Source organism: Bacteroides stercorirosoris (assembly GCF_900142015.1).
Lineage (GTDB): Bacteria > Bacteroidota > Bacteroidia > Bacteroidales > Bacteroidaceae > Bacteroides > Bacteroides stercorirosoris.
Window position 1 is genome coordinate 123,353 of the sequence record NZ_FQZN01000004.1, and the last position, 24,068, is coordinate 147,420.

Here is a 24,068-nt window from a genome sequence, read left to right on the forward strand (position 1 = left end):
TTGAATGATTATGATAAAATATTTAAAATATATGTTCGTAGCAGCTATCGTAATGATAGCTGCCACCGGATGCCAGGAGGATTGGGAAGATACATTTTCAAAAGAGCCTGCGGCACCTGAACTTGTGAACAATGGAATGATTCTGATGACAAAGAATACAATGTCAGAGTCTATTACATGGGCGTGGTCTGCTGCCCGTTTTATGCAAGGTGAAGTTTCCTATGCACTTTATGCACAATATGGTACCACTGCTGCTGTGCAGGTAGGAACTACTACGAAAGATTTGAGCCTTACAGTAACAAAGACTGATTTTCACACTTTACTGGAAGGAATCTCTGGTATTCCTGAAAATAACTCATTTGATCTCGCTTTCTATGTAGTGGCTTCGGATGCTAATGGTAAATATGAGTCTGCTAAGCAGTCAATGAAAGTATATTCTTATGGTGATGCGGTGTCAGCAGTAGTTGCTGCTTCCGTTTCAGAGTTAGTGCTTGACATGAATGATCCTGCTGGTGAAGTGCAATTGTTGAGTTGGGAAGCTGCCCGGCTAACTTATAACGAGGCTATCACTTATGCCGTTTCCGTATCCTACGATGGTGGAGAGGCTGTTGAAGTGGCTAAAGATTTGACAGGAACCACTTGTACGAAGACCGTTGACGAATGGAATGAACTCGTTGTAGCTACCGGTGCTCCCGAAGCTGTGCCTGCTAATGTGCAGTTTGTTGTAACAGCATATTCGGAGACATATCCTGATGGTGTACCTTCTGCACCGTTAACAGTGAAGGTTACTACTTATAAGGCAACTTATCCGGCTTACATACAACTTACCGGTACGGATAAGAAGATTCCACAAAGTACATTAACCAAAGGTTTGTTTGAGTGTTTTGTAACTCTTGACTCTGATGCGAACTTTAAATTACTTGATCCGGACTCTGAAGCTCAAGTTGGAAGTGACGACGCTGAAGCTACTACCGACGATAAAGGAAACAAGGTTATAAACGGCACTATAGGCGGTAATACAGCTATATCTCTTTCTGCCGGAACGTATCGTATCAGTGTAAGCATGAAGTTTAATACCCTTCAGATTGTGAAAATAGAGTCTATGGGGCTGATTGGTTCTGCTACAGTAGGTGGCTGGGATAAGGAAACCCCATTGGTATATGATGCCGTGGCTAATACATATTCTGTGGTTACTACATTGACGAAAGATGGTGAATATAAACCTCGTGCTAACGACAATTGGGGATATGCAATTGATGCAGATGGTATATTTAGAGATGGAGGTGATAACTTTAAATTTGAAGGGGAAACCGGTGAATATAAAGTGATTGTTGATGTGAACAAGCATCCGTTTACAGTGAAAGTGTTGAGTACGGCATTCCCGACAGAAGAATTCATTTATATTCCGGGTAATCATCAAGGTTGGAATCCTGCAGTAGCTCAGGCTCTCCGTACAAGTGATTTTGATGGAGTTTATAAGGGTTTCAGTAATTTGAATGGTGATTTCAAATTTACGAAGCAACGTAACTGGGATAATGGTGAATACAACAGTAGTCACTTCTCTACTTACGAGGGTGGACTTGCACCGAGTACCGATGGTAGTAATATAAATATGCCGACGGCTGGTTTCTATTATATTGTTGCTGATGTAATGAATGGTGAACTTACAGCTACGGCTACTACTTGGGGTATTATTGGTGATGCTACTGCTGACGGTTGGAATTCTGATCAGAATATGACTTGGGATTCAGATAAGAAGTGCTGGACGGCTACTCTTACGTTGACTGACGGAACTATGAAATTCCGTGCTAATGATGGGTGGGATATTAATGTCGGTGGAAAGGTTGATGATCTTTCTTTCGGAGGAGATAACTTGTCCGTTAGTGCAGGTACTTATGATATTGAATTGTATTTGGAACGTACGGATTCTGATGTAATGTACTGTACAATGACAAAGAAATAAGATAGGTTGATTTTTATAAAAATAAAGGCTGTCTGGAGGAATTATTCTACAGGCAGCCTTTTTAAATATTCTAAATCGTATTTGTAGTAAGTTGTACATCGGTAATAGCTAAATATGTAATACAATGAAAATGAGGTTCCTTTTTATAGCATTTGCTCTGCTGCTATGTCATTATGGTATTGCGCAGCAAACCGTTTCTTTAGGACAACTTGTAGAGTATCCTGGCTTTAACTCTTCAATTGTCACCCCGCGTGATGTCTTTGTTTGGTTACCTTCTGATTATTCTTCAAAAGAGAAGTATGATGTTCTTTATATGCATGATGGTCAAATGCTGTTTGATGCGAATACCACTTGGAATAAGCAAGAATGGGGGATTGATGAAGTTGTAGGAAAACTCCTGAATGAAAAGAAGATCAAACCCTGTATTGTTGTAGGAGTGGCAAACATCCCGGAAACGAGATATGCAGACTACTTTCCTCAAAAAGCATTGAAGAACTTACCGGATAGTGTGGTTCCGGGTGATGTGGGGTTTAATGCGGATAACTATCTTCGTTTTTTGGTAGAAGAAGTTAAGCCTTTTATTGATAAAAAGTATTCCACGAATAAAAGTGTCGAGCATACTTTTGTGATGGGTTCCAGTATGGGGGGCTTAATTTCACTATATGCACTATGCGAATACCCGGAAGTGTTTGGAGGGGCTGCTTGTATGTCAACTCATGTCCCTATGATATTAAGCAATGAACTCTCTAAAGAAAAAGCGGACCAATGGTCGGAAGCTTTTCGGAATTATCTTGATAGGAACCTTCCAAAAGCTAACAGCCGTATGATTTATATGGATAGGGGGGATGCCACTTTAGATGCTTATTATCCTCCTTATCAAGATAAACTGGATAGTTTGATGGCAAGGAAGGGCTGGAAAGCTCCCATGTGGATATCTAAGGTCTTTCCGGGAGCCGGACATACGGAGGAGGATTGGAATAAGCGTTTGGATAATCCGCTGATATTTCTTTTGGGAAGTGAAAAGAAGAGTGCTATTTGTGATAATCACGATAAGAACCTTTCACCTGATGATTATTTGATATCTAAATTTAAGGAAGCAGACATTGTTTTGTTGGCTGAAGATCATGGGGTGAAAGAGAATTTGGATTTTGTTCGAAACATGATACCTAAATTGTATGAGAATGGTATTTATATGTTGGGAATGGAGTTCGGGGCATACGAAGATCAAAGACAATTAGATTCATTGATAAATGCACCAAAGTATGATGAACAATTGGCTCGTCAGTTGATGTTTAATTATAATACCCGATGGGCTATCGTCGAGTATATGAATATTTATAAGGCTGCATGGGAGTGGAATCATTCGTTACCGGAGCAAGCGAGAAGGTTCCGTATTCTGAATATCAGTTATCGGTATAATTGGGAAGCGTTTGAAAAGGTGAGAACACCGGAAAATATGAAAAAAGTTTTTCCTTTGGGGAATACGGAAGATTTCAGATGTGCTCTTTTAGAACGTGAAGTGTTGTCTTGCCATGAGAAAATATTGGTTTTGACAGGGACAATTCATGCATTTACATCTTATTTTTTTCCTTATTATGATTATACTTCTCCTGATTTTGTGCGCTATGAAAAGCGTTTCTTAGGAAATTTGCTCTATTCAAAATATGATACGAAAGTAGTTTCTGTGGCTTTACATCAACCTTTCTTTAATTATCCAAATCATCAGCCTGCATTGGTTTCTCCAGCAGCAGGAAAATTGGAAGTGGTAATGAGTAAGTACAACAATAAACCTGTTGGTTTTGATTTGAAGGAGTCGCTTATAGGAGAATTACGTGATCATAGTTACTACTCAATGGGGCATACAGACTTTACTTTAGCGGATTTATTTGATGGATATATATTTCTTAAACCTATAAAGGAATTATCTTCCTGCACTACTGATTATAAATTTATGAATGACGGAAATTGGGAAGAGGTTGTTCGTAATAGCCCTGATCCGGATTGGCATCCGCGTCCACAGAACAAAAGGCAGTACTGGGAGACAGTGACAGAATTCATGAATATTGAAAAGAGGTATGAAAACGTCCAATGAAGTGGGAAGTAGGAATAGATGCATTCTATAGGCAGGAAAGTAAGTGTGAAAATAGTATTTTCTTGCTTATAGAATGCAGTATTTCAGTTTTTAGGTATTTACTATATAAGTAGAAACCTTAAAATATATTACTTATGAAAAACTTATTATTTTTTGCCTCTTTATGTATGGCTATTTTGTATACAGGGTGTAGTAGTGATAAAAATAATGATAGAGCAGAGGATTGTTCTGATGTAATTTGCGATATGGCGTTTTTGAGTATTCCAATTACAATAAAATACGAAGATGATACACCTGTCGTATTGGATAGTTATGAAGTTATAGAAGTTGCTACAGGAAAAGTGCGGGATGTTCCTAACTGGGGGGAAGTTTTTCACACATATGCCATCGCTTCAGATCTTGATAGAGAAGAATTCTTTGGAAAAGAGATTGAGTTGCAGCTTGTTGGTAAAATAGGAGAAAAAACAGTAGTTACTGAAAACTATGTTGTTTCAGCAAACTGTTGCCATACTTATTTAGTAAAGGGTGATAAGGAGGTTGTAGTAAAGGATAAGGAGCTTCAGTAGGTAAAGGCTGCCATAGCCCATCCCTAAAATCCTAACATTGCAGCTGGAGGAATGTTCAGTACCCGGCAAAGTAATCTAGTTCAGCAACCGTAGGCTTTTCTATTGGGTAATGTTCCTTTTCGTAAGCAATCACTATATCAGACATAACGGTGAGTTCCACTGCATTCTTATCGTTTGCAGGGGTATTATCATCAACCAATGGTAGAAGCATCTCCACTCTTGCTAATGCAAACTCGTATTGTTCTTTTGTTACTTTATTCATAATCCTATACTTTACAAACTTGCAAACTTGCAAAACTTGCAGCTCCCTCACACCCACACACGTACGCGCGCGAGGAGAGGAATTGAAACGAACGATGATAAAACTCGAAAATGATCGGAAAGTACCGGTGAGCAGGGCAAACTCACCAAAATAAGTATCCCTTCTTTTACTCAAGGAATAGAAGAATCTGTGCCGCTTTGTGAAAGCCTTGCAAGCGGCACAGATTATTGATGATAGTTTTATCTTTTTCAGAAAGGTGATAGGCCGAGCCAATTGAAAGTCAAAATTCACCTTATTATATACGTGCGCGTGTGTGGGTGTGAGGGGGCTGCAAGTTTTGCAAGTTTGCAAGTTTCGCAGAGCTCTTTTTTTTCTCACTTGGGAAAAAATATTTCTCCAACTGGAAAAAAATATTTCTCTAATAAAACCGATGAAACCCACCAAATCCCATAAGCTGATTTCCGGTCCGTTATATTTTTGCCGACAGAAACCAGTTGATCAGGAATGTATGCTTTGATTCATGCAACCGTTTGCACTACTTCTTTTCCTGCTTCTGTTTCAAGTACTTGATAATCCGGGATAACTGGTGTACTTTTGAGCCATTAACCAATAAATTGATACCGCATGAGAAGACTTTACTCCTTTTTTATTTGTTTGCTGGCAGTGGTTGCCATGCAAGCGCAAATAGTAACCACTACTCCGGCTTTTCCGACGGAGAATGATGAAGTCACCATTATTTTTGATGCAACGAAAGGTACGGCAGGGTTGAAAGGCTTCACCGGGGATGTGTATGCACATACGGGAGTGACAATTGGGGGCACAGCCTGGCAATATGCTCCGACATGGGGAGATAACTCGGCGAAGTATAAAATGACTTCATTGGGAAATGATAAATGGCAATTAAAGCTAACTCCCAGTATTCGTGAATATTATGGCGTTAAGAGTGGCGAAACTGTAACGCAGTTAGCTTTTGTGTTTCGTAGTGCCGATAAATCGAAAGAAGGAAAAGAAACAGGTGGCAAAGATATCTTTGTTGATGTACATGCCGCCGGTTTAACCGTTCGCTTCGACCAACCTGCTGAAAAAGAAAATATACTTATCGGTACGCCTCTTACAATTGAAGCTTCTGCCTCTACGGCTTCCGATTTGAAACTTTATGTAAACGCTACCGAAATAGCTACTGCAACTAATGCTACTATTATTTCCAAATCTTATACATTCTCAACAGCCGGAAGCTATACGTTGAAAGTAGAGGCTACTGCTAATGGTAAAACAGAATCCGCAACACAAAAAGTAACAGTACTGAATGGAACAAGTACTTCGGAAACGATGCCTAAGGGAGTACGTCCCGGTATTAACTATGTCAGTGATACGGAAGTAACTTTGGTGTTGCAGGCTCCGGGTAAAAAGTATGTGTATGCGGTAGGTGACTTTAATGATTGGACGCCTAAAGCAGACTATCAACTGAAACAAGACGGTGAATATTTCTGGATAACTCTTTCAGGATTGACTAAAGGAGAAGAATATGCTTTCCAATATTTGGTAGATGGTTCTATCTATGTGGCGGACCCCTATACAGATAAAGTTTTGGATCCTTGGAATGACCAGTATATCGAGAGTACAACATATCCGAATTTGAAAGCCTATCCGACCGGAAAAGCGGAAGGTATTGTTTCCGTCCTGCAAACAGGACAGGCTGCTTATAACTGGAAAGTGAAGAACTTTGAGCGCCCTGCTTCTGAAAAGTTGGTTATTTACGAAATGCTGATTCGTGACTTTACCGAGGAACATACCTTCAATGCTGCGAAAGAAAAACTGGAATATCTAAAAAATCTGGGAGTAAATGCTATTGAACTGATGCCCATCAATGAATTTGAAGGAAACACGAGTTGGGGTTATAATCCCTCGTTCTATTTTGCCGTAGATAAGTATTACGGTACAAAAAATGATTTAAGAGCTTTCGTGGATGAATGTCATAATCAGGGGATGGCTGTCATTATCGACCTTGTGCTGAATCATAGCTTTGGCCAGTCTCCTTTCTATCTCCTATATAGGGATGCGGATGGAAAACCTTCTGCTGATAATCCGTGGTATAATCAGGAGTCGAATATCAAGAATCCGAGTCTTTCATGGGGATATGATTTTAATCACGAGAGTGAATATACGCGTGCTCTGGTAGATAGCGTAGCCGGCTTCTGGATGTCAGAATATAAAATCGATGGTTTCCGTTATGACTTTACAAAAGGATTTTCCAATACTCCTTACGGAACGAGTGATTGGGCAAATGGTCCGGATGATGCACGTATTGCCAATCTGAAACGTATGTCGGCTGCTGTACAGGAACGGCAACCGGGTGCTTATGTTATTTTTGAACATTTGGCAGCTACCAGTGAAGAAAAGCAGTTAGGAGATGCGGGCATCTTGCTATGGCGTAATAAAAATGAAGCATATTGTGAAACTGCTATGGGATGGAGTGGCTCAAAAACCGATTTTTCTGGTTTGTTTGCAGGGACATCCGGTATGCCTGCCGGTAGTTTAGTGGGATATATGGAAAGTCATGATGAAGAACGTACAGGGTTTAAAGCCTGGAAATGGGGAAATACCGGAGTAATAGCATCAACTACGAGTACAAATACCGGAATGAGCCCTGCAACAGGAAGTAATATTAATCTCTCGACCCGTACCAAACGTTTAGCCACCAATGCGGCCTTCTTCCTTACCGTACCCGGACCAAAGATGATCTGGCAATTTGGTGAGTTAGGATATGATTTCTCTATCAATAACAATAGTGACGGTACTAAATATGATGAGCAGGGTGGATATCGTACAGACCCTAAACCAATCAAGTGGGATTACTTTGAAGATGCTGACCGGAAAGAATTATACCAAACATATGCGACTTTGTTAGATTTACGCCATTCCTATCCTGAACTGTTTGCTTCAGACGCAAAGTTTAGCTGGAAAGTCGGCATTTCTAATTGGGACAGCGGACGTACCCTATCCGCCACTTCTGCTGATGGAGAGAAATCTCTTGTCGTAGTCGGAAACTTTACACTGGCAGACAAAAACCTCTCAGTTTCGTTCCCCAAGACAGGTACTTGGTATGAATTGTTGAAGGATAATGAACAAATGACTGTATCGGGCACGACGCAGACGGTTGATGTTCCGGCTCATGAATTCCGTCTTTTCACCAATTTTAAACCTACTTTGACGGATATCGAAACAACTACTCCGGATGCTGAGAAGACTTTGATATACTATAATAAGGGGATAGATACTTTAGTGTTGCCTGCCGGAGAAGCTAAACGCGTAGAAGTGTATTCTGTCAATGGTATGCTGGTTATGACACAGGAGAACTGTACTTCTGTAGGTTTATCCGCTTTGCCTGTTGGTTACTATATGGCACGGGCTTATCTGGAAGATGGAAGAGTACAGGCTTGTAAAATTATGAAATAGGTTAGTTGTTGTAAAATGGTTGATAATAGAGTTTGTTTGTGTTTTTGGAAGAAAGCTGCCGGTATATTGCTGGCAGCTGCTTCTCTTTTAGTAGTTTCTTGTGGTGAGAATATGAAGGAATTGTCTCCTTTAAGTATCGATGAATTAGGTGTTTCCATCCCCAGCGGCCATTCCCGTGAATACTCCTATACCGATAAGAGCGGAGGATTTTATTATGGAATGACTTCCACGGATAGTTGGGGGGACTGGTATGCAGGATGGAACGTAAATGCGAAACGCATTTTTGCTGACTACCGTTTGTATGTGGATGGCGAAAGACTGCTTCGGAAGAATGCCCATGTAAGGGTGTATCCGGACAGGTTGATGCGTCATTATGATAAAGCAGTAGAAACATTTTGTTTGTTGGATAAACCACGCTTACTATATGTACGTATGGATAGCATACAAGGAAAACTCGTTTCCTTGATGTTGGAAGGAGAGAATGTGACTGATGCCCGGAAAGACGGCAATTCAGTAGTTTATACGGCAAAAGAATCACCCGAAAATGTGGTGCGTATGGCACCGGCTAATGGAGTAGCCATCGAATTTAATGATAGCATAATGACTGTTCCGGCTTCTTCAGGCGGTTTCCTAATTGCTTTTGGTACGGAAGAAGACAGTCGGGAAGCCATAGAGGGTTTCCGTAAAGAAGGAGAGAATTGGCTGACAGAACGTAGTCGGCGTATACAATCTCTGCTCAATCATAATCCTTTGAAAACGAATCTGGATTCTTTGGATCATGCACTTGCCTGGATTATGCTCACTAACGACCAGCTGATAACTTATCAACATGGCGGTTACGGCATGTATGCCGGTTTGCCTTGGTTTACGGACTTCTGGGGAAGGGATATGTTTATCTCTATGCCGGGTGCAGTGCTTTGCACCGGACAATTTGAGACAGCACGTGATATCCTTGCATCTTTTGCCCGCTATCAGGACACTGTTTCCACTTCTCCCACTTACGGACGTATTCCCAACCGCCTGAATCTGGAAGGTGTTCTGTATAATACCACCGATGGAACGCCCCGCTTTGTGATGCAAGTACACGATTATCTGAAATATACAGGTGATACGGCTTTTGTGAAAGAGATATATCCTTCGGTAAAGATTGCTACAGATGCCTCTTTGCGTCTGTATACCGATGAGAAAGGTTATCTCACTCATGCCGATGCGGACACCTGGATGGATGCCAAGCGCCAAAGTAAATATCCTTGTTCGCCACGTGGCAACCGTGCTGTAGATGTGCAAGCTCTATGGTATACCCAGTTGATGAATGCTGCGGATCTTGCCCGTTATATGAATAGGGAAGAGGATGCCAGGCGCTGGAATGATGCGGCGGCACGTCTTCGTTCAAACTTTGAACGGGATTTTGTAGATACTGCCACTCAATTTGTTTACGATCATTTGAATACAGACGGTACCGGTGATACGCAAATTCGTCCCAATGCTATCTATGCACTGGATCTGATTTCTGATTCAAACTTAAAGATGCATGAAACCAAAGAAGTTTGGGAACGTCTGGTATATCCCTGGGGTGTGTCGTCACTCGATCAGGATGACGAACAATTCCATCCTTATCATGAGCAGTGGCATCGTTATCATAAAGACGATGCTTATCATAACGGTACGATATGGCTTTGGAACAATGGTATGGCAATGCAACGGATGATAGAGAACGGACAAGCGGACATCGCTTATACTTTATTCAGGAATATGAACCGCCAGGCTCTTGCCGAAGGTGCTGTCGGCAGTCTGTCGGAGAATGCGGATGCATGGCCGCGTGCCGGACAGACGTGGGTGCGGCGTAGCGGGACTTTCTTGCAAGCATGGAGCAATAGCGAGCATATCCGGGTATGGAATCAGTATTTCCTGGGAGTGCGTCCTGATATGCTCAATCACTCTATCACCCTTGCTCCGCAGCTTCCTTCCGACTTGAAAGAGGTGGACAGCCGGGTAAATATTGGGGATGGCATACTTCACATGATTATCTCTAAAGAGAATGCCAATGGAACATATCGTTATGAATGGAATGGTGCTCCTGTAACTCTCAAATTGGATATTGATTCTTATCAGACATTGGATGTTCCGGTATCGACCGGTAGTTTGATTACTGCAAAAGCGGATGGAGCGTGCATGACTGTAGAAGTATCTGATGCTTCCGGTAAGAAGACAGCCAATCACATTGTAGAGCCGGATGCTGCCAAAGTAGAAAAGAAAAAACTGCAAGATGCTTATTTCAGCGATACTCACTTTGCAAAGCCTTCTTACAGGGAGAATATAAAGAGTATGTCACGCTATTTTGATCCGCCATTGACGTATCAGAGTATAGAATAAGGCTATTCGTAAATCTTGTTCAACAGTCTGTTCAGCCATTCCCAGCGGAAGCGGAACCAGCGGCGGGTGCTACTTTGTTTCCCGCCGAAACGTAGAACGAAGTCACGGTAACCATGTTTGCGGAAGGGGAGACCGACATCCATAAATTCAAGATGGCGGTAGCCCCGTTTCTTGGCATCGGTGAGGGCATGCCATACGGCAAGTATACCCGGATATTGCAGGGCATAAGTTTTGCGCATCCCACCTGAAAACCAGAGATAGGCATTATCCTCGGAATAGATGCAGGCACTGCCACCGATGATTTTATCTTTATACGTAACTATGAATATCTTACTTTGTTTTCCTTGCACCATTTCTTTTTCCATATGCTGGAAGAACTCTTTGCTGGGAAAGTGGCGGCGTATTTTTGAAGAATAAACATGGTGCAGCATTTGGGAGAACGACTGTATCTCTTCTGTGTTGTGGACTTCCCGTACTTCTGCGCCATTCTTCAATCCTTTCTTAATCTGCCGGATGCGTGATGGACTGAAACGCTCTTCTACATATTCCCTGCTGTGCAGGGAGTTGCGTACCTGAAGCCAATTGATGGCAAAATAGTGGTTCTTGCGGAAGGATTTATAACCGAATAGTGAGTTCTCCAGATTACGGAATTCAATGAGGAATGCTTCCCGCAATGCCTCGTCAGTCAGCCGTTGCAACATCTCGCCAAAGACAAATTCCTTGTCTGCCGTTTCATCAAAATACTCTCCCGTACCATAGATTTCACACCTTTTGATAATGGCAGGAGGAAACAGGCGGACACTCTTTCGTATTGCTGCCAATAGCTTGGCAACGGGTTTTCCGCCTTCGGATGCAACGATGAGAAGGGGCGTGTAACCTGTGGTTGCTTCATAGATGCGAAACAACTCGATGGAGTGAAACGTATTTTTGCCCGGTAGTTCCGGGATGTCATTCCCGTGGTAATATGTCGTTAGTTTCAGAGGCATTGACTGCAAATTTAAAAAATAATCTTGTATCTTTGCACTATTAAACAATAATTTAGCTACGAGCTACAGGCTACGGGTACCTTGCGGTATGATAGCATAAACACTTGTAGCATGTAGCTTGTAGTTACTCAACTTAATAGATATGGAAAATTTCAGTGAATTACTAAAAGTTCGCCGTAGCATGCGGAAGTTTACGGATGAAGAGTTGACACAGGAACAAGTTGTTGCTTTGATGAAAGCTGCATTGATGTCACCCACTTCCAAGCGGACAAATGCATGGCAGTTTATTATGGTGGACAATAAGGAATTGCTCGAAAAACTATCACATTGCAAAGCGCAGTCATCGCAGTTCATTGCCGATGCTCCGTTGGCAATTGTGGTGACGGCCGATCCGTTGGCAAGCGATGTGTGGATTGAAGATGCTTCCATTGCTTCGATTATTATACAGTTACAGGCAGAAGATATGGGCTTAGGCAGTTGTTGGGTACAGGTGCGTGAACGTTCCACCGCTACCGGAATGCCGTCCGATGAATATGTGCGTGAAGTACTCGACATTCCCTTGCAGTTGCAGGTGCTCAGTGTCATTGCTGTCGGACACAAGGGCATGGAGCGTAAGCCTTTCAGTGAAGAACATCTGCAATGGGAAAAGGTTCATATCAATAAATTTGGAGGAAAGTAACGGTGGCCGCAACAAAAGCAAACAATAACCGCGATACTTACAAGGCTACGGCCATTACATTGATTGTTTTCGGTATACTTTATTTAGTGGATAAATTGATTCATTTCTCCAGTATCGGCTTGCCGTGGGTGATGAATAAGGATAATTTTCTGCTATACACAGCGATTATATTCCTTATTTTCAAACGTGATAAATCGGTGGGACTGGTGCTGATAGGCTTGTGGCTGGTATTGAATTTCGGATTGATAACGGCACTGCTCGGCACGATGTCTGCTTATCTGTTGCCGGTGGCCCTGCTGGTTCTTGGAATTATTTTATATTGGTTGGCTACAAGATGAAAAGAAGTGTGCAAGATACGCCGATAGTCTTTATCGGTGCCGGAAACCTGGCGACAAATCTGGCTAAGGCTTTATACCGGAATGGTTTTCGCATAGTTCAGGTGTATAGCCGTACTACCGATGCTGCCCGTACATTGGCGCAGGCGGTGGAAGCGGAATATACGACTGAACTTTCTGAAGTGTCAAAAGAAGCCAGGCTCTATATCGTTTCTCTGAAGGATGACGCTTTCGTGGAATTATTGCCGGAAATCGTTGCCGGTAAGGGAGATGCATTGTTGGTTCATACGGCCGGTAGTATTCCGATGAGTATCTGGGACGGGAGAGCATCGCGCTATGGAGTATTTTATCCTATGCAGACATTCAGTAAGCAACGTGCTGTGGATTTCCATGCGATACCTTTCTTTGTGGAGAGTAATTCGCCGGAAGATACGGAATTGCTGAAAGCGGTTGCTTCGGTGCTTTCGGAGAAAGTATATGAGGCGACTTCCGAACAAAGGAGAAGTCTGCATCTGGCAGCGGTGTTTACCTGTAATTTTGCCAATCATATGTATGCCTTAGCTGCTGATTTGTTGAAGAAATATAATCTTCCATTTGATGTGATGTTGCCTTTGATTGATGAGACTGCACGTAAGGTGCATGAACTGGAACCAAAACAGGCACAGACAGGACCGGCTGTGCGCTATGATGAGAATGTAATCAATAAACATGTGGAGATGCTGGCGGATGAACCGGAGATGCAGGAATTGTACCGGTTGATAAGCGAGAACATACATCATTTGCAAAACAAGCAATGATTGTGGGCGTAAGAAGCAATGTTTTGGCCTATAAGAAGCAATGTTTCGGGGTAGGACAAGCATTGTTTTTTAACGAATAATCTTATAAAAAATAGTTGAAGTGAGTACCATTAATTATGATCTGAAAAAGATAAAAGCTCTCGTGTTTGACGTTGACGGCGTCTTGAGTGCCAACGTTATACCAATGAGTCCGGAAGGAGAACCTATGCGTACCGTAAATATCAAAGACGGCTATGCTCTTCATCTCGCTTCCAAACAAGGGATGATACTGGGTATCATTACCGGTGGACGTTCCGAAGCGGTACGCAAACGCTTCATGGCTTTGGGTATTCCTTCCGAGGATATCTACATGTCCTCTTCTGTTAAAATCCATGATTACCATGATTTCCGTAACCGTCATGGGCTGAAAGATGAAGAAATCCTTTATGTAGGCGATGATATTCCTGACATAGAGGTGATGCGTGAGTGTGGTTTGCCCTGTTGCCCCAAAGATGCGTCTGCGGAAGTGAAAGATGTTTCCTGTTATATCTCCCATGCCAATGGTGGCTATGGATGTGGACGGGATGTTGTGGAACAAGTCTTGAAAGTTCAGGGGCTTTGGATGGATGATAAGGCATTCGGATGGTAGGATGACAGGCAAATTGAAAATTAATGATTAAAAAACAAAGAGGCGATGTTGGATAATTTGAAGAAATATAAAGTGATACTTGCCAGTAATTCTCCCCGGAGGAAGGAGTTGCTGGCAGGTTTGGGGGTGGACTATGAGGTGCGGACATTGCCCGATGTGGATGAATCTTATCCTGAGACTTTGCAGGGTGCGGATATACCTTTGTATATTGCTAAAGAAAAAGCGGACGCTTATGTTGCCATGATGCAACCCGGCGAACTGATGATTACGGCAGATACCATTGTCTGGCTGGATGGACAGGTCTTGGGAAAACCGGTAGACCGTGAGGATGCCTTGCGAATGTTGCGTACTATGTCGGGACGTTCCCATGAAGTTTTTACGGGCGTATGCATCACCACTACCGAGTGGCAAAGAAGTTTCACAGCACAGACTGAGGTGCGTTTTGCTACTTTGAGTGAAGACGAAATAGCCTATTACGTAGATAGATTCCAGCCTATGGATAAAGCCGGAGCCTATGGAGTACAGGAGTGGATTGGCTTTATCGGCGTGGAAAATATATCGGGAAGTTACTATAACATCATGGGACTCCCTGTGCAGAAACTGTACAGGGAGCTATTGAAAGTGTAAATAAAATCTTGATTGATCGTTTTATTCAATCATGTCCAACATCAACGGAACATCCTCTTCTGCAATTCCTTGTTTGAGGAGACTCTTCCGATCTCTGTCGAATATTTCCAGAAAGGCATCCTTGCTGCCGCTCTCTGCCATAGCCTTGCCATACAGTCCGGCCGCTTTTTCTATACTGCCCAGCACCCATGCCACATGTCCGGCATTGAGGTAGTCGGTTGCGAGCGGTTTTCCGGCAAGAATCTTATCGTAGTATTTCATGGCTTGTTCGTGCTTGCCGCTGACAAACGAACACCAGCCGATGCCACGCCATGCTTTCGTGCAATCATTTTCCAGAAAGTCCAGTTTGAAGAAATATTGCAAAGCTTCATCATACCTTTTCTGTTCCGCCAGGCAACTACCGGTGTAGAACAATACATTCCGGTTTTCCGGCTGGATGGCTTCCACGCGGTGATAATATTCCAATGCTGCATCAAAATTCTTCATCTGACGATAACATGTAGCCAGATGGCGGAGCGTCCACAGGTGGCCTGGTTTCAACATATCAGCTTTCATGTAGGCATCCACGGCTTCCTGGTACCGTTTTTCTTTTTGCAGGCAGAAACCTGTTTTCTGGAAAATATCGGCATTAGCCTGTTTCCGGTCAATCAGCATCCGGTAAAGTTCCAATGCTTCTGCCGGATGTTCTTTGCGGAAGTGGAAGTCGGCAACGGCAGTCAGCAGTTCGGGATCGCTCAACAAACCTTTCAACACCGGGTTACGATGTAAAGCTATCTCTTCCTGGAAGATATTGTGGAACTCATATCTGCGCTGGTTCAACTTGAAGAAACGGTATAAGTCATGAATATACTGGTTGCTGATAACATCGGGGCGTTCGGCATATTGCTTCAGACTTGCGCTGTTTTTCTCTTCCATAAAGTCGCTTTGGTCTTGGGGAGTCATCTGGCTCAACATCATATCCCGTTGTGTCTGTGGCAACTGTGCGATGGTGAAGCAGAATGAATACTTATCGCTGTTGCAGAAGAACCCCGATTGAAGGATGATGGAGAGAACGGAACTTTCGCCTGACTGGTTCAGACCGACCTGATGAATGATGCTGGAGTGCATCCGGTCGAAAGGATAGAACCAGTTATGCGGTTCGCGGAAGAAAGGATATCCTTTGAGTTGTGCGAAGGTACTCATGTATACGTCGGCTCCTTCCAATTGTAAATCATTCATTTCACGTATCTTGTCTCCCAATCCCGATTGTTCGAATGCTTGCTCCCAGTCGGGGTTGCGGTCGTTCTCGTCCGTTTCTTCAAAACCGAATTTCATGTTGCGCATGATATTCACATTCTTCATCATCTCGGGGATGATTTCTTCCCGCATTTTCCTGTCAATCTTCTCGGTTTCCTGGCTGCGGAGCAACTGAATATAGACACGGTTCAACTGTTTGCTGAAATCCGGGTCTTCTTTGTAGAGTGATATGCGTGCTTCCAGTTCCGGATAAAGCGCAATGCGTGAGGGATAGAGATGCAAAGTGATGACAAGTCCCACCAAAGCTCTTTGATTTACCTGAGGATTGACGTGACGTAAGCCGTCGAGCAGCCAATTAACTTTGCGCTCATCAAAACATTCCATCAGGCTGAGGGTGACAGCACTGACAAACAGGCATAAATCGTTGACCGGTACGATTTCCGACCGGAGCATACTTTCTGCCTGCACCATTTCTTCTACGGTCCAGCTGCTGTTGCTCCATGTAGTGAGGAACATGACTTGCAAGGTCTCTTCATGCCGTTTCAGAATAGCATCCAGTCCCTGGTAGTTTGCCAATTGCGATACAGCCATTTCGTCTGTGAAACCTTCCAGAATCCTTTGGAAAGTAGAGAGGTCGTATGCTTTCGGAAGCTGGTTCGGATTTCTGCGCAAAGAGTGGTAATAGTGGGTAGACACCTCATCCAGCAGGGTAAGGCGTGTTTGGTCGGCTATCTCCCAGGTGTCAGCTAATAGCTGGCGGTATAGTTTCTGCCGTTCCGGGTCCGTCATTCCCAACTTCATGTATTGCAACATATATTGATAGGAAGTCTGGATTTGTTCCAACCGGTTGCGGAGGGTCCAGTCGTTACCATTGTACAGGAAAGCATCCAGGTGAACGAGAGCTTCTTTCAACCGTTTGTTTTCCAGTAGACTGATAATTTGGTTATATTGTTTTTGGATGGATTGTTCATTCATATTCAGGCCTTTCTTTAATACTTTATTTATATAAGGTACAAAAATAGTGCCAAAAAGGTTCGGCCTTTCAGAAAATACTGATGGCTGTTTTAGTTGTCAGTAGTTCAAGAGCTTTCATGCCCATCACGGAGTTACCTTTCGGGTTGAGTCGCGGGCTCCATACGGCTACTGAGTATTTGCGCGGACAAACAGCCGCAATGCCACCGCCTACGCCACTTTTACCGGGTAGACCCACCAGATAAGAAAATTCCCCGGCTTCATCGTAGAAACCGCATGTCTGCATAATGGCGTTGATACGCTTCACTTGCGAAGTGGTCAGTTCAATGCCGTCAAAGCTGAAGGGCCTGGTGTGGTCGGCAAAGGGGAGGAAAGCACGTGCCAGTTCCCGACAATTCATGCCTATGGAGCATTGGCGGAAATAGAAACGAAGCACCCGTTCGATGTCATTTTCTATATTGCCGTGATACTTCAGCATATTGGTGATGGCAGCGTTCAGATAACCGTATTCCCGTTCGGAAGTTGCCATACTTTCATTATACTGTATCATGTCATTTCCGCAAAGCTTCCGTACAAAAGAAAGATATTCTCTTTCGGGATAATCGAGTACTGAAAGCAGTACATCCGCCATTACCAGCGCCCCTGCATTGATCAGCGGATTACGGGGAATGCCCCGTTCCATTTCCAGTTGGAAAATGGAGTTGAATGCGTTGCCGGACGGTTCTACACCTATGCGCTTCCAGAGTTCGTTACCTATCCGGCCGAAGCTCATGGCAAGGGAGAAAACTTTCGAAATACTTTGTACAGCGAAGCGCTCATCACTGTCCCCCTGGGCATATTCTTTTCCTTCGATGGTACGCAGGCAGATGCCGTAGCGGTCGGGGTTTACTTTCAGCAACTCCGGAATATAACTTGCCGGTTCACCAGTTTGGGCATACGGTTGTATTTCCTCGTATATCTCTTTCAGGATTTGGTTGTAGTTCATGGTATTGATGGTTTTTCTTTAGAAGCGCACTTGCAACTGTGCTTGCAGCAGGTTGCTGTTGTCTCCGATGTGGCGATTACAGTATGTATATTGCGCTTGTACCCTGCATTTGGGATAGAACCAGTATTGCAGACCTACTACGTAATTGGTTTGTTTATCATCCAGCACCTTGCTCTTGTTGAAGTAATCGTAAGATGCTATTACGTCAAACTTGGGGAATACGTGGGCGGAGGCAGTTACATAGTAACCGTCACTTTTCACATGCCCGTCTTTTCCTGCAAGATACTCCGTGCGTACGTCAACCGGTTTGGTCTTGATGACTGCACCTGCCGACCAGCGGTTACGGGTGTAATTGTCACCTGTCTGTATATCCGGATTGAGGGAGGAAGTTGCTACTGCGCATCCTTTTCCTTTCACGAAAGAACCGCCTACAGATAACCAGTCCAACGGATTTACCATCAGGTTACCTACAATATCTTTCTGGTTGTTTTTATCTTTCAGGTTGATTCCTTGTCCGTTCATTAATGCAAAATTATAATTGACCAGTTTACCGAACAGGTCACCGTAAATCAGTAATCCCATATCGCGTCCGCTGGAAGAGCCATATAACGGGTCGCTGCCGTTGATTCCCGCCAGATAGTTAACGGATTGTGAGTAACAGTTTATCAGTTCCACATAACAGGGAGACATCGGGTTCTCAATCGTGTACATGGTTTTGAACTGTCCGATGCGGGCGGTCAGTTGCGGCAAGAATTTGTATTCGGTGTATGCTTCGAGAATTTTTCCGGTATTGGCGAAGCTGTACATGAAGTAGCACGTCCAGCGGTCGGTAATTTTTCCTTGTGCCATGAAGATGACACGTTTGATGTCGAATGTGTTGCTTGCTCCATCTGCGTCGTCGTAGGTATATCCCACCTGTGCATATCCGGCGAGACTGATACGGTCTTTAAGTGTGTTTACTACGTCATTCAAACAAGCATCTTGTGCGGTTGCCATCAAGGCGGAGAGCAAGAAGGCAAAGGATAACAGAGTTCGTTTCATTTCTAAATATAAGATTAAAAAAAGGCAACTCTTTGGAAAAAAGAGCTGCCTTTCCGTATGATAATGTTTATTCTTATTCGTTGATAGCAGCGATACCCGGAAGAACTTTTCCTTCGATTGCTTCGAGCAATGCACCACCACCTGTTGAAACATAAGAAACACCGCTTGCCAAGCCGAACTTGTTAACGCAAGCTACAGAGTCACCACCACCTACGAGTGAGAAAGCACCGTTCTTGGTAGCCTCTACGATAGCTTCGCCTACTGCACGTGAACCGTGAGTGAAGTTTTCGAATTCGAATACACCAGTCGGGCCATTCCACAAAATAGTCTTGGAGTTCTTGATAACGTCTGCAAAGATCTCTTCAGTCTTAGGACCGATATCCAGACCTTCCCAACCATCAGGAATTTCGTCTACCGGACAGAACTTCGTGTTGGCATCGTTAGAGAAAGCGTCGGCAATCTTAGCGTCAACAGCCAATACCATGTTTACACCTTTCTCTTTTGCTTTCTTCATCAGGTCGAGAGCCAGATCCAGTTTGTCATCTTCGCAGATAGAAATACCGATCTTGCCACCCATAGCCTTAGTGAAGGTATAGGTCATACCACCGGCAATAATCAGGTTGTCCACCTTGTTCAGCAGATTCTCGATGATTTCAATCTTGGAAGAAACTTTAGAACCACCCATAATAGCAGTGAACGGACGTTTAATGTCATTCAACACCTTATCAACAGCCTTCACTTCTTTTTCCATCAGATAGCCGAACATTTTGTTGTCCTTATCAAAGTATTTAGCAATCAGAGCTGTGGAAGCATGTGCACGGTGAGCAGTACCGAAAGCGTCGTTTACGTAGCAGTCAGCATAAGAAGCCAATTTCTTGGTGAATTCTTTCTGGCTTTCCTTAACAGCTTTCTTGGCAGCAGCTTTTTCTTCGTCCGTAGCATCTTCAGCCAAACCGCGGGGTTTGCCTTCTTCTTCAGCATAGAAACGGAGATTTTCGAGCAACAGCACTTCACCCGGTTGCAGAGCAGCAGCTTTCACAGCAGCTTCTTCGCCCATGCAGTCGTTAGCAAACTGTACCTCAACACCCAGCAATTCAGATAAATGATTCAGGATGTGTTTCAGAGAGAATTTGTCAGCCGGGCCTTTCGGACGACCGAGGTGAGAACCGATAATTATACTGCCACCGTCAGCCAGGATTTTCTTCAGCGTAGGAAGAGCAGCACGCATACGGTTATCATCTGTAATGTTGAAGTTTTCGTCCAAGGGCACATTGAAATCCACGCGGACGAATGCCTTTTTACCGGCAAAGTTGAATTGATCAATTGTCATAATACTCTATTTTATTTAAAAGTGTTACTGATTTCGTTTCGTGAGCGCAAAGATAATGTTTATTTCTTTTCTTTTGCTATGAAACCGTCATTTATTCTTTATCTTTCGGCTTCTCTTTGCTAACTTTATACTTCTCGCAATAATATTTGCACATCAATTGCAAACCGCAGTTGTCACATTGCGGTGTACGTGCCTGGCAGATGTATCGTCCGTGCAGAATCAGCCAATGGTGGGCAATGGGGATGTCGGCTTCCGGAATGTTTTTCACCAGTTCTTTTTCTACGCTGAACGGGGTGGTGCAGGCATCCGACACCAGTCCGAGGCGGTGGCTGACGCGAAACACATGGGTGTCTACCGCCATTGCAGCTTTGTTGAATACGACGGACTGAATCACGTTTGCTGTTTTGCGTCCCACACCGGGAAGTTTCACGAGTTCTTCCAGAGTACCGGGCACTTCACTGTTGAAGTCTTTCACCAGCATCTTTGCCATTCCCACCAGGTGTTTCGCTTTATTGTTGGGATAAGATACGCTGCGGATATACTCATAGATTACTTCGGGCGTACTGGCTGCGAGGGCTTCCGGGGTGGGGAAGTCGCGATACAATGGCGGAGTAATCATGTTTACCCGTTTGTCTGTGCATTGGGCGGAGAGAATAACCGCTATCAACAGTTCGAACGGGTCGTTGTAGTGCAGTTCTGTTTCGGCTATGGGACGGTTCTCCCGAAACCAGGCGAGGATTTTCTCGTAACGTTCTTTTTTTCTCATCGCAATTTATTTTTATGGTAATGTGGAGCTACTTTTCCATTAAAATAGAGCATGGACACGATGGTAAGACAGGCTCCGAACAAATAGGCTTTATCAAAAGTGCTGACTTCCGCAATATATCCTCCTGTCAGCATACCGATACCGATGCCTACATCCCAGGAAGTCAGGTAAGTGGAAGTGGCGGTACCGCGTTGGCTGTTGGGCGCCAGGTTGACGAACAGTGTGTTGTAAGCTGGAAACATGATTCCGAAACCTACCCCTAACAACAGTGCTACTGCAAAGAAAACAACGGTGCATAGCATGTTGTTCCAATTGATAAGATATACACAGGCTGAAAGCAGGAAGAAACTGAACACAACGAGATATAGTCCGGCAGAAATGACTTGCGTAATCTTTCCCCTGTCTACTATTTTTCCGGAGAAGATACGTGAAATGGCCATACCTATCGCCATAAAAGTAAAGAAGAAACCGGTAGTGGCATTGATGCCGATTTGTTTGGCGTACATAGCTACGTAGTTCGTTGTCATCCCATAGGGGATTGAAAGCAGTAGCAGACTGATACCTGCCGGAATACCTTTCAGCAGGATGAAGCGGTCGAGCGATATGGGTTCCCGCCTTACGGGGGGCTTATAGGGCGTTTTCACCAGACTTGCGCAAACAAAACCGGCGATACAAGAGCCCAACGAACAGCAGAAGATAGTAGTATAATCCACTCCCGCATCATGCAGAAACAATCCGGACATTGGTCCTACCGCCATGGCGATATTATTAGAAAGACCGTAGTACCCCAGTCCTTCGCCGCGCCGTGATGAGGGCATGATGTCGATGACTACCGTGTTGCCTCCCACCGTCACCATTCCGAATGATACTCCTTGTATGATGCGGAACATGATGAACAGCGTCAGTGAACCGGCAATGATATATCCGGCAAACATCGTCATAAAGATGAAGTAAGCCATCAGATATAGGGGTTTACGTGCAAAGCTGTCCAGGAAATATCCGGAGAAGGGACGGATGCATAATGCGGCTACCGTATAGCATGAAAGAATGATGCCGATTGTAGAATTACCCGCACTGAACACCTCGGACAGATAAAAAGGAAGTACCGGTATTAGCAACCAGAAGCCGAAGTACAGCAGGAAGTTGGCTGCAAGAATAAAGCAATAGCTGGGAGTGACAAGTCTATCTTTCATAATGGGCAGCTTGATGAATACGGGAAATATATCCGGGCGAATAATTATTCGCCCCTACATACTTTGTGAAATCCGGAATGGTAACCTTGAAATCCGGAACAGTGTATCATTGTAGGGGCGAATAATCATTCGCCCGGTATACATCAATTATTAGTAAGCGGCTTCGAATTCCTTCAAGAACCTCGTGTCGTTTTCAGAGAACATACGAAGGTCTTTCACCTGATATTTCAGGTTGGTGATACGTTCGATACCCATACCGAGGGCATATCCGCTGTATACCTTGCTGTCGATTCCGTTGCTTTCCAGTACATTGGGGTCTACCATACCGCAACCCAGGATTTCCACCCATCCGGTGTGTTTGCAGAAAGGGCAACCTTTTCCGCCGCAGATGTTGCAGCTGATATCCATTTCCGCACTTGGTTCCGTGAACGGGAAGTATGACGGGCGCAAACGGATTTTGGTATCTTCACCGAACATCTCTTTGGCAAAGAGTAGCAACACTTGTTTCAAGTCAGTGAAAGATACATCCTTATCTACGTATAATGCCTCTACCTGATGGAAGAAACAGTGTGCGCGGTAGCTGATGGCTTCGTTACGATATACACGTCCCGGGCAGATGATGCGGATAGGGGGTTGTGACGTTTCCATTACACGGGTCTGTACGGATGAAGTGTGCGTGCGCAGCACGATGTCGGGATGCGCTTCGATGAAGAAAGTATCCTGCATGTCGCGTGCGGGGTGATCTTCGGCAAAGTTCAATGCGGAGAACACGTGCCAGTCGTCTTCAATTTCCGGGCCTTCGGCGATGCTGAAACCAAGACGGGCGAATATATCGATGATTTCGTTCTTTACGATGGTGAGCGGGTGGCGTGTACCTAGTTCTACCGGATAAGCCGAACGGGTGAGATCGATGTCATCGCAACCCGTATCCTGACTTTCGAACTGTTCTTTCAAGGCATTAATCTTTTCCTGAGCCTTGTTTTTCAGTTCATTCAGTCTCATGCCGACTTCTTTCTTCTGTTCGGCAGCCACATTGCGGAAGTCTGCCATCAGGTCGTTGATTGCCCCTTTTTTACTGAGGTATTTGATGCGGAGTGCTTCCAGTTCCTCGGCATTGGCAGCTTTCAGTGCTTCCACTTCTTGCAGAAGCTGGTTGATTTTAGCTATCATATATATCTTTGTTTATTATTTTATTCCGAAAATACATAAAACGGTGCAAAGATACAATTTTATCATGATTCCGGTTGCAAACTCTCTAAGAAAATAAATCGGTTGTGAGGAAAATGCCGGTGTCTGGAATGTGGGATAACAATATATGGGAACCGGGACAACAATATATGTAATGCAGGATAACAATATATGTGATGACAGATAACAATATATCTGATTGTGGTCAGCAACTCTTCCGGTTTGTGTCAGGTTTGCATTTTTCCGACTTTTTTCAGTACTTGTGTTACACACATTTGTATTAATAGGGGGTAGGGGGTGCTACCTATTATTATAAAATGTGTGTAACAAGGGCTATAAAAAATATAAAGAAATACAGTTCTTTGGGGTGTGGGCGTTTATGGAAAATGCACACAAAAGCAAAAGTGTGTATGCTGAATTATATGCATTGAAAATAACTGTCTGATATCATAGAACGAAGGCATTGATATGAGAAAAAATGTTGATTTTAACATATTTCTTAAAAATACATCGTGAATAATCTTTTGTATAAGCAAATTTTTCGAATAGATATTAAAAAAATATATTAATGGGGCTCTCTGATAACAACTTGA

The 24,068-nt window shown here is 43.7% G+C and carries 18 protein-coding genes and 1 pseudogene; 10 read left to right on the top strand and 9 right to left on the bottom strand.

The genetic code is table 11. The features are described 5' to 3' along the window. Positions 1–10: 10 nt before the first annotated feature. The 3 genes from BUC01_RS04670 (at position 11) to BUC01_RS04680 (ending at position 4,621) form a co-directional block, all read left to right on the top strand. Positions 11–1,963 carry a SusE domain-containing protein gene (locus BUC01_RS04670; protein ID WP_159106494.1) on the top strand — a complete coding sequence of 651 codons (1,953 nt, stop codon included), beginning with the start codon at positions 11–13 and terminating at the stop codon, positions 1,961–1,963. Between the two features lie 124 nt (positions 1,964–2,087). Further along, positions 2,088–4,055, top strand: coding sequence for an alpha/beta hydrolase (locus tag BUC01_RS04675; protein WP_025831141.1), 1,968 nt, complete (start codon positions 2,088–2,090; stop codon positions 4,053–4,055). Positions 4,056–4,189: 134 nt separating this feature from the next. Continuing rightward, entirely contained in the window at positions 4,190–4,621 is a 432-nt protein-coding gene (locus tag BUC01_RS04680; protein WP_139261808.1) for a hypothetical protein, read from the top strand. Between the two features lie 23 nt (positions 4,622–4,644). Here BUC01_RS04680 and BUC01_RS04685 read toward each other — a convergent pair. Next, positions 4,645–4,883: pseudogene (locus BUC01_RS04685) on the bottom strand (hypothetical protein). Between the two features lie 624 nt (positions 4,884–5,507). On the opposite strand from BUC01_RS04685, the gene BUC01_RS04690 reads away from it, so the two are divergent. After that, positions 5,508–8,339 (top strand): DUF4961 domain-containing protein, encoded by a 2,832-nt coding sequence (locus BUC01_RS04690; protein WP_025831138.1) that lies wholly within the window; start codon positions 5,508–5,510, stop codon positions 8,337–8,339. A gap of 15 nt (positions 8,340–8,354) precedes the next feature. After that, complete coding sequence (locus BUC01_RS04695; RefSeq protein ID WP_025831137.1) at positions 8,355–10,712, top strand: amylo-alpha-1,6-glucosidase; 2,358 nt, start codon at positions 8,355–8,357, stop codon at positions 10,710–10,712. Positions 10,713–10,714: 2 nt separating this feature from the next. Here BUC01_RS04695 and BUC01_RS04700 read toward each other — a convergent pair whose 3' ends face one another. Then, positions 10,715–11,698, bottom strand: a complete 984-nt coding sequence (locus BUC01_RS04700; protein ID WP_025831136.1) for a GNAT family N-acetyltransferase — start codon at positions 11,696–11,698, stop codon at positions 10,715–10,717. A 142-nt stretch (positions 11,699–11,840) separates the two neighbouring features. Here BUC01_RS04700 and BUC01_RS04705 point away from each other — a divergent pair, with 142 nt between their 5' ends. From BUC01_RS04705 to BUC01_RS04725, 5 genes are all read left to right on the top strand, one after another. Next, entirely contained in the window at positions 11,841–12,377 is a 537-nt protein-coding gene (locus BUC01_RS04705; RefSeq protein ID WP_073312885.1) for a nitroreductase family protein, read from the top strand. Positions 12,378–12,379: 2 nt separating this feature from the next. Further along, positions 12,380–12,715, top strand: a complete 336-nt coding sequence (locus BUC01_RS04710; protein ID WP_025831135.1) for a hypothetical protein — start codon at positions 12,380–12,382, stop codon at positions 12,713–12,715. Further along, the gene (locus BUC01_RS04715; RefSeq protein WP_025831134.1) at positions 12,712–13,509 is read left to right on the top strand and encodes a Rossmann-like and DUF2520 domain-containing protein; all 798 of its coding nucleotides are present in this window, start codon (positions 12,712–12,714) and stop codon (positions 13,507–13,509) included. The genes BUC01_RS04710 and BUC01_RS04715 overlap by 4 nt, the downstream gene beginning before the upstream one ends. Before the next feature lie 100 nt (positions 13,510–13,609). Then, complete coding sequence (locus BUC01_RS04720) at positions 13,610–14,137, top strand: KdsC family phosphatase (RefSeq protein ID WP_025831133.1); 528 nt, start codon at positions 13,610–13,612, stop codon at positions 14,135–14,137. A 45-nt stretch (positions 14,138–14,182) separates the two neighbouring features. Then, the gene (locus BUC01_RS04725) at positions 14,183–14,764 is read left to right on the top strand and encodes a Maf-like protein (RefSeq protein ID WP_025831132.1); all 582 of its coding nucleotides are present in this window, start codon (positions 14,183–14,185) and stop codon (positions 14,762–14,764) included. A gap of 21 nt (positions 14,765–14,785) precedes the next feature. Here BUC01_RS04725 and BUC01_RS04730 read toward each other — a convergent pair whose 3' ends face one another. The 7 genes from BUC01_RS04730 to pheS form a co-directional block, all read right to left on the bottom strand. Beyond that, complete coding sequence (locus BUC01_RS04730) at positions 14,786–16,975, bottom strand: tetratricopeptide repeat protein (RefSeq protein WP_025831131.1); 2,190 nt, start codon at positions 16,973–16,975, stop codon at positions 14,786–14,788. 67 nt (positions 16,976–17,042) lie between these two features. Next, complete coding sequence (locus BUC01_RS04735) at positions 17,043–17,957, bottom strand: glutaminase (RefSeq protein WP_073312886.1); 915 nt, start codon at positions 17,955–17,957, stop codon at positions 17,043–17,045. Positions 17,958–17,975: 18 nt separating this feature from the next. Further along, the gene (locus BUC01_RS04740; RefSeq protein ID WP_025831130.1) at positions 17,976–18,998 is read right to left on the bottom strand and encodes a porin; all 1,023 of its coding nucleotides are present in this window, start codon (positions 18,996–18,998) and stop codon (positions 17,976–17,978) included. 73 nt (positions 18,999–19,071) lie between these two features. Further along, entirely contained in the window at positions 19,072–20,331 is a 1,260-nt protein-coding gene (locus BUC01_RS04745; protein ID WP_025831129.1) for a phosphoglycerate kinase, read from the bottom strand. Positions 20,332–20,419: 88 nt separating this feature from the next. Next, positions 20,420–21,094 (bottom strand): endonuclease III, encoded by a 675-nt coding sequence (gene nth, locus BUC01_RS04750; protein WP_025831128.1) that lies wholly within the window; start codon positions 21,092–21,094, stop codon positions 20,420–20,422. Continuing rightward, positions 21,091–22,287, bottom strand: coding sequence for an MFS transporter (locus tag BUC01_RS04755; protein WP_073312887.1), 1,197 nt, complete (start codon positions 22,285–22,287; stop codon positions 21,091–21,093). Before BUC01_RS04755 ends, nth begins: the two co-directional genes overlap by 4 nt. 150 nt (positions 22,288–22,437) lie before the next feature. Next, entirely contained in the window at positions 22,438–23,457 is a 1,020-nt protein-coding gene (gene pheS, locus BUC01_RS04760) for a phenylalanine--tRNA ligase subunit alpha (protein WP_025831127.1), read from the bottom strand. Positions 23,458–24,068: the final 611 nt, after the last annotated feature.